The sequence below is a fragment of the Roseateles amylovorans genome (assembly GCF_025398155.2).
Classification (GTDB): domain Bacteria; phylum Pseudomonadota; class Gammaproteobacteria; order Burkholderiales; family Burkholderiaceae_C; genus Roseateles; species Roseateles amylovorans.
This window is the reverse complement of record NZ_CP104562.2, coordinates 5,323,809-5,338,304: the sequence shown is the minus strand read 5'-3', so window position 1 is coordinate 5,338,304 and position 14,496 is coordinate 5,323,809. Positions and strand designations below refer to the sequence as shown.

Genomic DNA, 14,496 nt, shown 5'->3' with positions numbered 1-14,496 from the left:
GGAGCCCGGCAGAGCCGGATCTCCGTGCTCCGCTGGGTTTAGGCTCCCCCCTACCGCCTGACGGCGGCCCCCAGGGGGCGAGCAGGAGCCCGGCAGAGCCGGATCTCCGTGCTCCGCTGGAACGGCGGCCGCGCTTTGAGCGGGCCTTTGTTGAGCGGAGGCGGATGAGTGGTGGTGATGGTGGAACTGTCGATTCGTGGGCGATGGATGAGATCAAGGAGCGGTCGGTGAGCTTTTGGAAGCATGAATCAGCGGTGGTGGACGAGGGCGCTCAGATTGGTGAGAACACCAAGGTCTGGCACTTCACCCACGTCTGCGGCGGGGCACGCATCGGATCGGATTGCTCGCTGGGGCAGGGCGTGTTCGTCGGCAACGACGTGACAATCGGCCGGAATGTGAAGATCCAGAATCAGGTGTCGGTGTACGACGCCGTGACACTGGAAGACGACGTCTTCTGCGGCCCCTCGATGGTCTTCACCAATGTCTACAACCCCCGCTCCGCAGTCCCGCGCAAGAACGAATATCGCCGCACGCTGGTGCAGCGCGGCGCGACGCTCGGCGCCAACTGCACCATCGTCTGCGGCGCCACCATCGGCCACTTCGCCTTCATCGGCGCCGGCGCCGTGGTGAAAGGCGATGTCCCGCCCTTCGCAATGATGGTCGGCGTCCCCGCCCGTCAAATCGGCTGGATGAGCCGCCATGGCGAAAAATTGCCCCTGCCCCTCCACGGCCAGGGTCGCGCCGTCTGCCCGCAAAGCGGCGATGTCTACGAATTGAATGGCCAGGCGCTGCGCCTGGTCGAGCCGGAGCCCCTGGCATGAGCCTGCCCTTCATCGATCTGCGCGCCCAGTACGCCGCCCTCAAGCCCTCCATCGATGCCCGTATCCAGCGCGTGCTCGACCACGGCCAATACATCATGGGCCCCGAGGTTCAGGAGCTCGAACAGGCCTTGGCCGCCTATGTCGGCACCCAGCATTGCATCACCGTGGCCAGCGGCACCGAGGCCCTGTTGATCGCGCTGATGACGCTGGACCTTCAGCCCGGCGACGAAGTGATCACCACGCCCTTCACCTTCGCCGCCACCGCCGAAGTGATCGTGCTGCTCGGCGGCGTGCCGGTGTTCGTCGACATCGAACCCGATACCCTCAACATCGACCCCACCCAGATCGAAGCCGCGATCACACCCCGCACCCGCGCGATCATGCCGGTCAGCCTCTACGGCCAAGTGGCAGACATGGACGCGATCAACGCCATCGCCGCCCGCCACGGCGGCCTGCCCGTGATCGAGGACGCCGCCCAGAGCTTCGGCGCGTCTTATGGCGGCACCGCCGGCACGCCCCGCGAGTCCGGCTCGGCGCCGCGCGGCAAGTCCTGCGGCTTGAGCACCTGGGGCGCGACCAGCTTCTTCCCGAGCAAGCCGCTGGGCTGTTATGGCGACGGCGGTGCGCTCTTCACCAACGACGCCGCGCTGGCCCAGGCCGCGCGAGAGATTCGGGTGCATGGGCAGAGTCAGCGTTACACCCACACCCGGGTCGGCGTGGGCGGGCGCATGGACACGCTGCAGTGCGCCATCGTGCTGGGCAAGCTGGAGCGCTTCGATTGGGAGGTGGCGCAGCGTCTGGCCATCGGCGAGCGCTATCAGCGTCTGATCGGCGATCTGCCGCTGCAGCGCCTGGCCGTGCGCGAGGACCGCGATTGCGTCTGGGCCCAGTTCACCGTTCAGGTCGATCACCGCGAGGCGGTCATCGAGTCGCTGAAGCAGGCGGGCATTCCCACCGCCGTGCATTACCCGAAGCCGCTGCATCGCCAGCCGGCCTATGAGGCCCGCAGTCGCGCCGCGACGCCGCTGCCGAATGCCGAAGCCGCCGCCCGCCGGGTAATGAGCCTGCCGATGAGCGCCGACCTGAGCGAGGCGCAGCAGGATCAGGTCGTCGCCGCGCTGCGCGTCGCGCTGACCTGAGCCGCCGGAGCCGACGCTTGATGTCGCTGTGGGGTTACAGGCTGGATGCGGTGCGGGCCCGGGTCCGCGCGCGACTGGCCGGATGGCTGGGGCTGCGCTGTGGTCGCGGCGCTCAGATTCATCCCGGCGCGCGCGTGCGTAGCGGCGCCGGCAGCGCGTTGGGCGAAGCGTCCATCCTCTATCGCCATGTGCAGATGCTGGCGACCGGCTCGGGACGCTTCACCATCGGCGCCCGCAGCCACATTGCGCCCGGCGGTTATCTGCTGATTGCCGAGCAGCAACTGGCGATTGGAAACGACGTGGCCATCGGGCCCGGCCTGATGCTGTTCTGCGAATCCAATGCGCCGACGGCGCACGGCCTGTTCCGCGAGCAGTACGAGCGCGGTGACGTGCGCATCGGCAGCAACGTGTTCATCGGCGCCCGGGTGACGGTCTTGCCAGGCAGCGTGATTGAGGATGACGTGGTCGTGGCGGCGCATGCGCTGGTGCGCGGTCATCTGGCCTCGGGCTGGGTCTATGGCGGTGTGCCGGCACGGCCGCTTCACCGGATTGATCGGACCGAGCGGACCGACCTGACCGACCGGACCGACCGGACCCAACACACCCGCAGCACCGACCGGACCGATGGCGCCAGCGCGCCGTCGTCTCACCCATGAAGGGTCATGTCGCCGGCGCACTGCGCTGGCGCGACCTGCCTTCGGCCTGGCTGCACTGGCGTCGTCGCGGCGACGCGTCCGGCGAGGACTTCCGCGCCGCGTTTGCCCGCAGCCTGGGCTTGGAGGCCGACGCCGTTCAACTGTTCGGGTCCGGCCGTGCCGCGCTGCATGCATTCGTGGCGTCGCTGCAGCTGCCTGCGGGCAGCGAGGTCCTGCTGCCGGGCTACACCTGCGTCGTCGTCCCCAATGTGTTCATGCACCTGGGCTTGGCGGTCCGCTACGTCGATATTCGTCCGGATGATTTCAATCCGACCGCGGACGACTGGTCCGCTGCCATCGGCCCGGCCACCCGGCTGGTGGTTGTGCCCCACAACTTCGGACAGGTCACCGAGGGCCTGGATGCGCTGAAACGTCGTCATCCGCAAGTGGTGTTCGTCGAGGACGCGGCGCATGCCTGGGGTGGCATCGACCGCACGGGCCGGATTGCCGGCACGCTGGGCGATGCCGCGTTCTTCAGCTTCGAATTCTCCAAGCCGCTGACCACGGGCACCGGCGGCGCGCTGGTCATCGCCGACCCTGCGCAACGGCAACGCTTCGCTGCGCATCGGCCTGTGCTGCATCGGCCTGCGGGTGGGGTGGTGCGCAGGCAGTTGCTCACGCTGGGCTGGCATCGATTGACGATGAGCCTGCCCCGTGCGGCGTTGCACCTGCTGACCGGCCTGCTGCGCATACCGTCCCGCATGCTGGGCCTGGTGGCCAAGACGCCCGACAGCGAAATCAGCGGCGACAGCCAACCCGATTACCGCGCCGGCCTGCATCCGCTCAGCGCCGCAGTGGGGTTGATGCAGGCGCGTCGATTCGAGTCGCTGTATCAGTTGCGTCGTCAGCAGACCGCGGACTATGACGACCTGTTTGTCGATCTGCCCGGATGGCAGCGGCTGACCGGCGCGACCGGCACCGGGTCGAGGCATGAGACGGACGACCAGGATCGGACGGGGATGCCGTCTCCATCGCCATCGGCACCGACACCGACACCGACGCCAGCCTCGACCTCGACCTCGACATCATCCCGCGGGAAGGTGATGTCCCAGCCGGTGCTGCTCCGCTATCCCTTGCTGTTGCCAAGCGCCGCCCTGCGCGATGCGGTGATTCGCGAGTTGGAGGCGATCGGTCTGGTCGGGGGCACCTGGTTCGACGATGTGGTGCATCCCCGTGGCAGCCATCGCTACGGCTATGCGCAGGGGCAGTGCCCGAACGGCGAGCGGGCCGCCTGCACCGTGCTCAATCTCCCGATGGGGCTGCATGCGCGGCTGTCGGCCCGTCAGCGCGCGGCGCTGCGCGCCATCGCCGAGCGTCACGGCGGGCGGTGGTCCCGGCATGGTGGAGAGGGCAGCGCATGACGGTTCGTCGCCGCTTCGCGCAGCTCGCCAGCGCCTCGATGTTGACGCAGGCGATCCCGATGCTGGTCGCGCCACTGCTGACCCGCTGGTATGGGGCGGAGGCCCTCGGCCACTGGGCGCTGTTCGTGGCCTTGTCGGCCAACCTGGCGACGATTGCCAATGCGCGCTATGAATTCGCCATCGTCATTCCCCGACGCGACGGCGAGGCCGCGCTGGTGCTGCAACTGGCGCTCTGGATCGCCCTGGGCATGGGCTTGCTGACCGCTGCGGGTGCGGGGCTGTGGCATCTCGTCATGGCCCACCATGCGACGCTGGGTGGGCGCTGGATGTCGCTGGATGCGCTCGATCCGTGGCTGCTGATGCTGGCGCCGGTCGTGGCGCTGGCCGGCATGCAGCAGGCGCTCAGCCTCTGGAACAACCGGCAAGGCCAGATTGCGGTCATTGCCCAGGCGCGGGTGCTGCAGCAGGGCGTGATGGCGGCGGCCCAGGCGGCGTCGGCCTTGGGCGGCCTGGCCACGGTGGCGGCGTTGGTGCTGTCGCAAAGCCTGGCCGCGCTGCTGGCGCCGCTGTGGCTGCTCGCGCGTGGCAGTCGATGGCAGCGTGCGACGCGGCTGGACAGTGCCGGCCAATCCTGGCACTGGCGGCATCTGCGTCGTCTGGCGTGGCGGTATCGGCAGTTCCCGCTGCTCAACAGCCCGCATGCCTTCGTCAATGCCGCCCAGGAGACCTTGGTGCTGGCGCTGATCGCGGCTTGGGCGGATGCGGCGACGGCCGGCTATTACGCACTGATGGTGCGGTTGGTGAAGGCGCCCGCCACCTTGGTGGGCGGCGCCCTGTCCGAGGCGCTGTTGGGCGAGCTGGCGCGAGACTGGCAGCGTGGCGTGGACCTCCGCCCGCGGCTGCGACGCGGCATGGCGCTGCTGGCGGCCGTGGCGCTGCCCTGCATGGTGGTGCTGATGGTGGCCGGCCCGGCATTGTTCGGCTGGCTGCTGGGCAGCGACTGGGCACGCGCCGGCGAGTACGGCCGCTGGTTGGCGCCTTACGTGGCCGCGCATTTCATCGCGGCGCCGCTGACCGTCACGCCGATGGTCACCGGTCGGCAACGCGGGGCGCTGGTCTTCAGCCTGGTCGGCAATGCGTTGTATGTACTGCCGGTGGCGCTGGTGTTGAGTTCGGGCGGGTCGCTGACGTGGGCCCTGGGGGCGATCTCCGTGCTGCTGCCCGTTTATTTCGCGGTCTATCTGGGATGGCTGGTGCGGGGTGCCGCGCCACGACCATCCGTCTCGACGACTTCTGCCATGAGGCCTGCATGAGACTGGTATTGATCGGGGACGGCGAGAGTCCCCATCTCCTCAAATGGGCGCGCGCGCTGTCCGAGCAACGGGACATCTCGCTGTGGGCCGCGTCCACACGCGGCTTCGCGCCGGCGTTCAGCTTCCTCATTCCCGAGGACCAGCGACTGGCGCTGAACACCGATCCCCAGCACGGCGGCGGCAACCTGGCCGTGCTCAAGCAACTGCCCAAACTCGGCCAATGGCTGGCGCGGGTGGATGCGGACTGGCTGCATGCCCACTATCTGACGTCGCACGGGACCCTGGCCTGGGCGGCGAGGCGCGGCTGGCGGCTGCGGGCGAAGATTGCGGGCTCGGCCTGGGGCAGCGACATCCTGGTCACGCCGGGCCAAGGCTGGGCCTATCGCTGGCTGACCACGCAGGTGCTGAAGTCCTGCGCGATCACCACCTCCGATTCGCAGCACATGGCGGAGCGCATGCGCGAGCTGGGCGCGGGCGAGGTCATGACCTTTCCCTTCGGCCTGGAGTCGATGCCCAAGCAGAACGTGCGCAAGCAGCCGTGGCTCTTCTTCAGCAACCGGGGCCTGGAACCGATCTACCAGCCCCAGCGGGTGATCGACACCTTCGCGGTCATCGCCGCCCAGCAACCGTCCGCCCGGCTGGTGATCGCGAATGACGGATCGCTGCGCCCGGCGCTGGAAGACCAGGCCCGATCGCTCGGCCTGGCCGACCGCATCGACTTCGTCGGTCGGCTCGATGCCGTCGCCCAGGGCCGCCAATATGCCCATGCGCGCTGGTTCATGAGTCTGCCGGCCAGCGATTCGGTGTCGGTCTCGGTGATCGAGGCCATGGCCCATGAATGCCTGCCCCTTCTGTCCGACCTGCCCGCCAATCACGAACTGCTGGGGACGTCCGGCAAGTCGAGGGGTGGCGATCCGGATGGGAACGTTGACGGGACATCAGCGGTCGACCCCGAAGTCGCTGCGGCCCGAGCAGGCAGCGAAAGCGGCGAGGGCGCCGATGCCGCGCCTCGTCATGGCCTGATCCTGTCGGCCGACCAGGACCTGTCGTCGCTGCCCCAACGGCTGGCGGCACTGGTGGAAGATCCCGCTCGCGCCGATGTCCTCGGCGCGGCCAACCGGGCGTGGGTCGCGAATCACGCGATGTTCGCGCCCGCGGTCAAGCGCTTCGTCGCGCGTCTGAACTCTCTATGAAGCTGCTGCTGATCAATCATTACGCCGGCTCCCCGAAGCACGGCATGGAATTCCGCCCGTTCTACCTGGCGCGCGAATGGGTGCGCGCCGGTCATCAGGCCTTGATCCTGGGGGCGTCGTTTTCCCATGTGCGAACGACCCAGCCGGAGCCCGGCTTCGCGCAGTTCCAGGGCGTCAACTACCACTTCTACGACACGCCGACCTACCAGGGCAACGGCGTGGGCCGGGTGAAGAACATCTGGTCGTTCTGCCGCCAGGTCTGGAAGGATGCAGACATCCTCTCGCGCGAGTTCGAGCCCGACGTGGTGATTGCCTCCAGCACCTATCCGATGGACATCTGGGTGGCGCGCCGGATTGCGAAGCTGTCCAAGGCCAAGCTGGTCTATGAGGTGCATGACCTCTGGCCGCTGTCGCCGATCGAGCTGTCCGGCATGTCCCCGCGGCACCCGTTCGCGATGATCTGCCAGAAGGCCGAGAACGACGCCTACCGGCACGCCGACGTGGTGGTGTCGATGCTGCCGAAGGTGCATCAGCACATGGCTGACCACGGCCTGGACCTGAAGAGGCTGCACATCGTGCCGAATGGCATCACCCTGGATGAGTGGCAAGCGCAGGGCGAGCCGCTGGATCCTGCCCTGCAGGCGCATCTGGCCACGCAGCGGGCGGCGGGGCGGACGATCGTGGGTTATGCCGGCTCGATGGGCGAGCCCAATGCGCTGGATGTGCTGCTGGACGCCGCCAAGCGCTTGAAGAATGAGCCGCTGGCGTTTGTGCTGGTGGGCGGCGGCCATCTGCGTGAGCGGCTGGAGGCCCGGGTGCGCGACGAGGGCCTGGTCCATGTCGCGATGTTCCCGGCCATCCCGAAGGCGCAGATCCCGACGCTGCTCCATGGGTTCGACATCGCCTACATCGGTTGGCAGCGCACGCCGATCTATCGCTTCGGCATCGCGCCCAACAAGCTGATGGATTACCTGATGGCGCAGCGACCGGTGCTGCATTCGGTCGAGGCCGGCAACGATCCGGTCGCCGAGGCCGGCGCGGGCCTGACGGTGCCGCCACAGGATCCGCAAGCGGTGGCGGACGGGCTCTTGGCGCTCGCCGCGCTCGACCCGGCGGAGCGTGCGGCCATGGGTCGGCGCGGCCGCGAATTCGTCATGCAGCATCACACGTATCCTGTGCTGGCACAGCGTTTCATCGACGCGGTCGCAGGATGATCGCCGCGTTCGTCCTTCCTTCCTGATCGGAGCCCCGACGCCATGACCCAGGACCGCGAACTTCAGGCCATTGCCCAGCGTTATGCGCGCCGCGAGGAGCGACTCGGTGGCCTGGAGCGCTACAGCCTGCTGCGGCCGGAGGTCTGGCAGATGCTGCATGAGCGTCAGGCGGCGACGCTGCAACTGCTGGCGCCGCGGGCGGCGCAGATGGGGCCGGTCAGCGAATGGCGGCTGACCGAGGTCGGCTGCGGTGCGGGCGGCAATCTGATGGACATGCTGCGGCTGGGGCTGCTGCCCGAGCATCTGACCGGCATCGAGCTGCTGCCTGAGCGGCTCACCGCGGCCCGCGCCGCGTTGCCGGAACAGCTGCGCCTGCTGGCCGGCGATGCCTCGCAGGCGGAGGTGGCGCCCGGCAGTCAGGATCTGGTCATGCAGTCGACGGTGTTTTCCTCCATCCTGGACGATGGCTTGCAGCAGCAGGTGGCACAGGCGATGTGGCGCTGGCTCAAACCGGGCGGGGCGGTGCTCTGGTATGACTTCATCGTCGACAATCCGCGCAACCCGGATGTGCGCGGCGTGCCGCTGCGGCGCATGAGGGCCTTGTTTCCACAGGGGCAGGCGCAGGTCCGGCGCGTCACGCTGGCGCCGCCGTTGGCGCGGGCGGTCTGCCGGTGGCATCCGGGTGCTTATCGCGTCCTGAACAGCTTTCCATTCCTGCGCAGCCATGTGCTGGCGCTGATCATCAAACCCTGAGCGAGCGACGGCGCCCGAGCGGCGCGTCAACCTGAGTCAGAGCGAACCCATGAGCGAACCTTCCCCCTTGCCCTTCCTTCCCTTCGCCCTGCCGGAAATCGGCGAGGAGGAGATCGCCGAGGTCGTCGACACCCTGCGCAGCGGCTGGGTCACCACCGGCCCGAAGGCCAAACGCTTCGAACAGGCGTTCGCTAACTACCTGGGTGAGCCGCAGATCGAATGCATCGCGGTGAACTCGGCGACTGCCGGTCTGCATCTGGCGCTGGAAGCGCTGGGCATCGGCCCCGGCGACGAGGTCATCACCACCACCCACACCTTCACGGCCACGGCTGAAGTGGTGCGCTATCTGGGTGCCGACGTGGTGCTGGTGGACATCGACCCGCAGACCCTGAACATCGCCATCGACCAGATCGAGGCCGCGATCACGCCGCGCACCAAGGCCATCATCCCGGTGCATTACGCGGGCCTGGCGGTGGACATGCTGACCCTGCTGGACATCGCGCGCAAGCACGGGCTGAAGGTGGTGGAGGATGCCGCCCATGCGCTGCCCACCACGCTGGAGAAGGAACTGATCGGCACCATGGGCAGCAATGCCACGGTGTTCAGCTTCTATGCCAACAAGACCATGACCACCGGCGAGGGCGGCATGCTGGTGACCCGGGATCCGGAGCTGGCCAAGCGGGCCCGCGTGATGCGGCTGCACGGCATCAACCGCGATGCCTTCGACCGCTTCACCGCCAAGGTGCCGAGCTGGTATTACGAGATCGTCGCGCCCGGCTTCAAGTACAACCTGACCGACATCGCTGCCGCGCTGGGCTTGCACCAGCTCAAGCGCTTGCCGGCCTTCCAGCGTCGTCGCGAGCAGATCGCCCAACGCTATCTGCAGGCGCTGGTCGATCTGCCGCTGATCCTTCCACCGGAAGCGCCGGAAGGCGACACCCACAGCTGGCACCTGTTCGTGCTGCGCCTGTCGGATGAGGCGGAGGTCACGCGGGACGAATTCATCGAACGCATGTTTGCGCTGGGCATCGGCTGCAGCGTGCATTACGTGCCGCTGCATCAGCATCCGTACTGGCGGGAGCAGTACGGCCTGACCGCCGAGCGCTTCCCGCATTCCCAACGCGCTTATGAGCGCACGGTGAGCATTCCGCTCTACACGGCGATGACCGACGAGCAAGTCGAGCGCGTCATCGATGCCGTTCGGCGTAGCCTCGGCTTTGCTTGAACGTCGTCGGGTTCTGCTGCCCTTCAACGGTTTCCTTTCGTCCTGTCTCCGCGCGATTCGCATTCATGGCCAAACGACTGTTCGACCTGCTCTGTGCCGGCATCGGCCTGCTGTTGCTCAGCCCGCTGCTGTTGCTGGTGGCCGCATGGATCAAGCTCGACTCGCCGGGTCCGGTGATGTTTCGGCAGGAGCGGGTGGGGCGCGGTGGCCGGCCCTTCTTCATCCACAAGTTCCGGACGATGCGGGTGGACGCGCCGTCCCTCGGACCGCAGATCACGGTGGGTGCCGATGCCCGCATCACCCGCAGCGGTCGGCTGCTGCGGGCGAGCAAGATCGATGAGCTGCCTCAGCTGTGGGATGTGGTGCGTGGTGCGATGAGCCTGGTCGGGCCTCGGCCGGAGGTGCCGCGGTATGTGGCGCTGTATCCGGCGGAACTGCGCGAGATCGTGTTGTCGGTTCGCCCGGGCATCACTGATCCCGCATCGTTGAGCTTTCGGAATGAGAGCGAACTGCTGGCGCAGGCGGAGGATCCGGAGCGCGAGTATGTGGAGGTCGTCATGCCGATGAAACTGCGGCTGGCGGCGGACTATGTGCGCAACGCCAGCCTGGGTGGCGACATCCGACTGATCCTGGCGACATTGGGCGCGCTCAAGGCATGAGCCGAGCGAGTCCGACAGAACAAGCGATCACGAGATTGAGCGATGGAGCCGTCGAGCGATCGAGCGATCAAGAGAGATGAAGAGTACGCGATGAACTGGTTGTCCCTTGATGCGTCGCTGACGCGGATCCGCCCCTACCGCGAAGCTTTGGCGCTGGCGCTGGACATGGCGGCGGTGGCGCTCGCATGGCAGGCGACCTATCTGTTCCGACTGGGCTTCGAGCGCTGGTTCGAGGCCCGGCCTGATTACGACCACTGGGTGATGCTGGGCATCGTGGTGCTCTACGGCCTGTTCCTCAAGCTCTTCCATGTGCCCAAGGGCATGTGGCGCTTCAGCGGTTTTGGCGAGGTGAAGCGGCTGGCGGCGGTGTGCATCATCGCCGGCCTGATTGCGGCCGTGGCGGTGCTGATGGCGCAGCTGACCAAAGTGCCGCGCGCGGTGCTGGCGCTGCATCCGGTCTTCACCTTGATGGCGCTGTCGACGATGCGCATGGGCTACCGCATGTTGTATGAGCACATGCGCAGCCGGATCAGCGGCAGCGCGCTGGAGCAGCGACGTGCGTTGGTGATGGGCGCGGGCGATGCGGGGCGCCTGCTGGTGGCGGGCATCCAGCATCAGCAGGGCTGGGTGGTGGTGGGCTATCTGGATGATGTGCGCGAGAAGCGCGGCGCGCGGGTGGCGGGCGTTCCGGTGCTGGGGACGCTGGAGGAGGCGCCGCGGTTTGCGGAGCTGCATGGCATCACCCATGTGATCGTGGCCATGCCGGCGGCGACCACGCTGGAGCGCCGCCGCGCGCTGGACCTGGCGGGGAAGACCGGGCTGCCGGTGCTGACGGTGCCGAGCAGCCAGGAGCTGCTGGCGGGCCGCGCGGTGAACCAGGTGCGGGACATCGAGCCGGAGGACTTGCTGGGGCGGGAGCCGGTGCAGCTGGATGAAGGCGGCATCAGCGAGTGCATCGGTGGCAAGACGGTGTTGATCACCGGGGCGGGGGGGTCGATTGGGTCGGAGCTGTGTCGGCAGGTGGCGCGGTATGGGCCGTCACGCCTGGTGCTGTTGGAGCTGAGCGAGTTTGCGTTGTATTCGATCGAGCAGGAGCTGGGCGAGAAGTTTCCGCACATTCCGCTGGTGCGGCTGATTGGTGATGTGAAGGACCTGCCGCATCTGAAGTTCGTCTTCGGCAAATACCAGCCGCAGATCGTCTTCCATGCCGCGGCCTACAAGCATGTACCGCTGATGGAGGAGGAGAACGCCTGGGCGGCATTGCGCAACAACACCTTGGGCACGTATCACGCGTGCCTGGCGGCGGCGGAATGCGGGGCGGAGCGGTTTGTGTTGATTTCGACCGACAAGGCGGTGAATCCGACGAACGTGATGGGAGCGACCAAGCGTGCGGCTGAGCTGGTCATCAGCCACATGGCCGGGCAGGGGCATGCGACGCGGTTCATGGCGGTGCGGTTCGGGAATGTGCTCGGGTCGAGTGGGAGCGTGATTCCGAAGTTCAAGGAGCAGATTGCGAAGGGCGGGCCGGTGACGGTGACGCATCCGGAGATCACGCGCTACTTCATGACGATTCCGGAGGCGGCGCGGTTGGTGGTGCAGGCCGGGACGATGGGAGAGAGTGGCCAGGTATTCGTGCTGGACATGGGCGAGCCGGTGAAGATCGTGGATCTGGCGAGGACGATGATTCGGATGAGTGGGAAGGACTTGCGCGATATTCCGATCGAGTTCTCCGGCCTCCGCCCGGGTGAGAAGCTCTACGAAGAGCTTCTGGGCGATGAGGACACGACGCTGCCGACGCGCATTGCCAGGTTGCGTATTGCGCTTCTTGGCGACCAGATGGCGGGGGGGGGCGACGTGCTGCAGCTGCTGGCGGAACTCGCTGCCGGGCAGTCCCGGCGCGAGGGCGCCGAAACGCGCAACCTGCTTGCTCGGCTGCCCCTGAGCTACAGCGGGCGGTCCTGAGTCAGCCCTGAGGCTTCTTCCAGACCTTTCGGTTCACGAAGTCGGTGTAGCTGATGATGATGCGAAGCACCTTGTCAGAAACATTCGCCGGTGCGTAGTCCTTGACGAGTTGCAGGAGGCGTTCGTCGCCACGGGGTTGGTCCTCGAGCACGCGCAGGCCATCCATCACACGCCCCACGTCCAGGCCAACCATCATGACCGCCGCTTCCTCGACGCCCTCTGGCCGCTCGTGGACCTCGCGCAGATTCAGGGCAGGAAAGTTCAGGATCGACGATTCTTCAGTGATGGTGCCGCTGTCCGAAAGCACCGCACGGGCACGGGTTTGGAGGTGGACGTAGTCCAGGAAACCGAACGGCTTCATGAACTGCACACGGGAATGCACTCGCAGCGCGTCGCCCAGTTGCTCCAGGCGCTTACGTGTTCGGGGATGGGTGGAGACGATCACGGGCTCGTCATAGCGCTCAGCGAGTGTGTTCAGCAACGTCAGCAGGCGCTGAAGATTCTCCGCGGAGTCGACGTTCTCCTCTCGGTGAGCGCTCACCACGAAATACTTGCCGGCACTCAAGTCCTGCCGCACCAACACGTCCGATGCCTCAATGCCATCACGGTAGAACTCGATCACCTCGCGCATCGGGCTGCCGGTGCAGATGACCTGATCAGGTGGCAGGTTCTCGCGCAGCAGGTAGTCGCGCGCGATTTGACTGTAAGTCAGGTTGATATCGGCAGTGTGGTCGACGATGCGGCGGTTGATCTCTTCTGGAACCCGGAAATCGAAGCAACGGTTGCCGGCCTCCATGTGGAAGATAGGCACTTTACGGCGCTTTGCAGCGATCGCGGCCAAGCAACTGTTGGTGTCGCCCAGGATCAGTATCGCGTCGGGGCGCGTCAGCTCGATCACTTTGTCGACGTTCATGATGACCTGCGCAATGGTCTCGGCGGCCGTGGCGCCAGCGGCTTCCAGGAAGTGGTCGGGCTTTCGGATGCCGAGGTCGCTGAAGAAGACCTCGTTCAGTTCGTAATCGTAGTTCTGGCCCGTGTGGACCAGCACATGCTCGCAGTAGTGGTCCAGCTTGTCGATCGTGCGCGACAGCCGGATGATTTCCGGCCGAGTGCCGACGACTGTCATCACCTTAAGCACGGAGCGCCTCCTGCACGATGTCCAGCTTCAACAGGACTTCCTTGACCTGAGCCACGTCCAGTCGGTGGGTGTTGTGGGAGGTGTAATCCTCAATGCGGGAGATCTCGGTTTCGCCCTGCACGAAGTACTTGTCGTAGTTGAGGTCGCGCGAATCTGCCGGGATGCGGTAGTAGCCACCCAGGTCCTCGGCGCGTGCCATTTCTTCGCGAGAGACCAGCGACTCGTACAGCTTTTCGCCGTGCCGGGTGCCGATGACCTTGATGTCGCTTTGCGACTTGACCAGTTCTCGCAGCGCTTGTGCCAGGTCACCGACGGTCGAAGCCGGCGCCTTCTGCACGAAGATATCACCCGGCCGCGCATGCTCGAAGGCATAGAGCACCAGGTCGACCGACTCCTCTAGGGACATCAGGAAGCGTGTCATTGCTGGATCGGTCACGGTCAGCGCCTTGCCCGCGCGCAATTGGTCCAGGAACAGGGGTATCACCGAGCCACGGGAGGCCATCACGTTCCCGTAGCGGGTGGCGCTCAACACCGTCTTGCCCGGATCGCACAGGCGCGACTTCGCGATCATGACCTTCTCCATCATCGCTTTGGACATACCCATGGCATTGATCGGATAAACGGCCTTGTCGGTACTGAGAACGACACAGCGGCTCACCTCGTTGGCAATCGCCGCCCGGATGACGTTCTCGGCGCCGACGATGTTGGTGCGTACCGCCTCCATCGGATAGAACTCACAGGATGGGACCTGCTTGAGCGCTGCGGCGTGGAAGACGTAATCGACACCGCGCAGGGCGTCGTGTATCGCGTCGTAGTCACGCACATCACCGATGTAGAACTTCACCTTGTCGTTCTTCAACGCGATGCGCATGTCTTCCTGCTTTTTCTCGTCGCGCGAGAAAATGCGAATCTCCGAGAAGTCAGAGTGCAAGAAGCGCTGCAGCACGGCATTGCCGAAGCTGCCCGTGCCACCAGTGATGAGGAGTGTCTTGTCTTTGAACATGGTCGGAATCGGGTCGTCGG

At 66.4% G+C, this 14,496-nt stretch carries 13 protein-coding genes; 11 read left to right on the top strand and 2 right to left on the bottom strand.

The annotated features are described in order from the left end of the window. Positions 1–203: 203 nt before the first annotated feature. From N4261_RS22110 to N4261_RS22060, 11 genes are all read left to right on the top strand, one after another. The gene (locus N4261_RS22110) at positions 204–821 is read left to right on the top strand and encodes an acyltransferase (RefSeq protein ID WP_261757406.1); all 618 of its coding nucleotides are present in this window, start codon (positions 204–206) and stop codon (positions 819–821) included. Between the two features lie 2 nt (positions 822–823). Next, a complete protein-coding gene (locus tag N4261_RS22105; protein WP_261760815.1) occupies positions 824–1,960 on the top strand; it encodes a DegT/DnrJ/EryC1/StrS family aminotransferase in 1,137 nt (378 codons plus the stop codon). 20 nt (positions 1,961–1,980) lie between these two features. After that, a complete protein-coding gene (locus N4261_RS22100) occupies positions 1,981–2,616 on the top strand; it encodes an acyltransferase (protein WP_261757405.1) in 636 nt (211 codons plus the stop codon). Then, on the top strand, positions 2,613–4,016 hold the full coding sequence (locus N4261_RS22095) for a DegT/DnrJ/EryC1/StrS family aminotransferase (RefSeq protein WP_261757404.1): 1,404 nt from the start codon (positions 2,613–2,615) through the stop codon (positions 4,014–4,016). The genes N4261_RS22100 and N4261_RS22095 overlap by 4 nt, the downstream gene beginning before the upstream one ends. Beyond that, positions 4,013–5,329: a lipopolysaccharide biosynthesis protein gene (locus N4261_RS22090; RefSeq protein ID WP_261757403.1), complete on the top strand. Its 1,317-nt coding sequence runs from the start codon at positions 4,013–4,015 to the stop codon at positions 5,327–5,329. The genes N4261_RS22095 and N4261_RS22090 overlap by 4 nt, the downstream gene beginning before the upstream one ends. Continuing rightward, the gene (locus N4261_RS22085) at positions 5,326–6,522 is read left to right on the top strand and encodes a glycosyltransferase (RefSeq protein WP_261757402.1); all 1,197 of its coding nucleotides are present in this window, start codon (positions 5,326–5,328) and stop codon (positions 6,520–6,522) included. The genes N4261_RS22090 and N4261_RS22085 overlap by 4 nt, the downstream gene beginning before the upstream one ends. Then, complete coding sequence (locus tag N4261_RS22080; RefSeq protein WP_261757401.1) at positions 6,519–7,736, top strand: glycosyltransferase family 4 protein; 1,218 nt, start codon at positions 6,519–6,521, stop codon at positions 7,734–7,736. The genes N4261_RS22085 and N4261_RS22080 overlap by 4 nt, the downstream gene beginning before the upstream one ends. Positions 7,737–7,778: 42 nt before the next feature. Next, positions 7,779–8,489, top strand: a complete 711-nt coding sequence (locus tag N4261_RS22075; protein ID WP_261757400.1) for a class I SAM-dependent methyltransferase — start codon at positions 7,779–7,781, stop codon at positions 8,487–8,489. 49 nt (positions 8,490–8,538) lie between these two features. Beyond that, positions 8,539–9,714 (top strand): DegT/DnrJ/EryC1/StrS family aminotransferase, encoded by a 1,176-nt coding sequence (locus N4261_RS22070; RefSeq protein ID WP_261757399.1) that lies wholly within the window; start codon positions 8,539–8,541, stop codon positions 9,712–9,714. Between the two features lie 65 nt (positions 9,715–9,779). Continuing rightward, complete coding sequence (locus N4261_RS22065) at positions 9,780–10,373, top strand: sugar transferase (RefSeq protein WP_261757398.1); 594 nt, start codon at positions 9,780–9,782, stop codon at positions 10,371–10,373. A gap of 90 nt (positions 10,374–10,463) precedes the next feature. Further along, entirely contained in the window at positions 10,464–12,335 is a 1,872-nt protein-coding gene (locus tag N4261_RS22060; RefSeq protein WP_261757397.1) for a polysaccharide biosynthesis protein, read from the top strand. Position 12,336: 1 nt separating this feature from the next. Here the strand turns inward: N4261_RS22060 and wecB are convergent, their stop codons facing one another. Next, positions 12,337–13,461, bottom strand: coding sequence for a non-hydrolyzing UDP-N-acetylglucosamine 2-epimerase (wecB, locus tag N4261_RS22055; protein WP_261760814.1), 1,125 nt, complete (start codon positions 13,459–13,461; stop codon positions 12,337–12,339). A 4-nt stretch (positions 13,462–13,465) separates the two neighbouring features. Then, complete coding sequence (locus tag N4261_RS22050) at positions 13,466–14,476, bottom strand: polysaccharide biosynthesis protein (protein ID WP_261757396.1); 1,011 nt, start codon at positions 14,474–14,476, stop codon at positions 13,466–13,468. Positions 14,477–14,496: the final 20 nt, after the last annotated feature.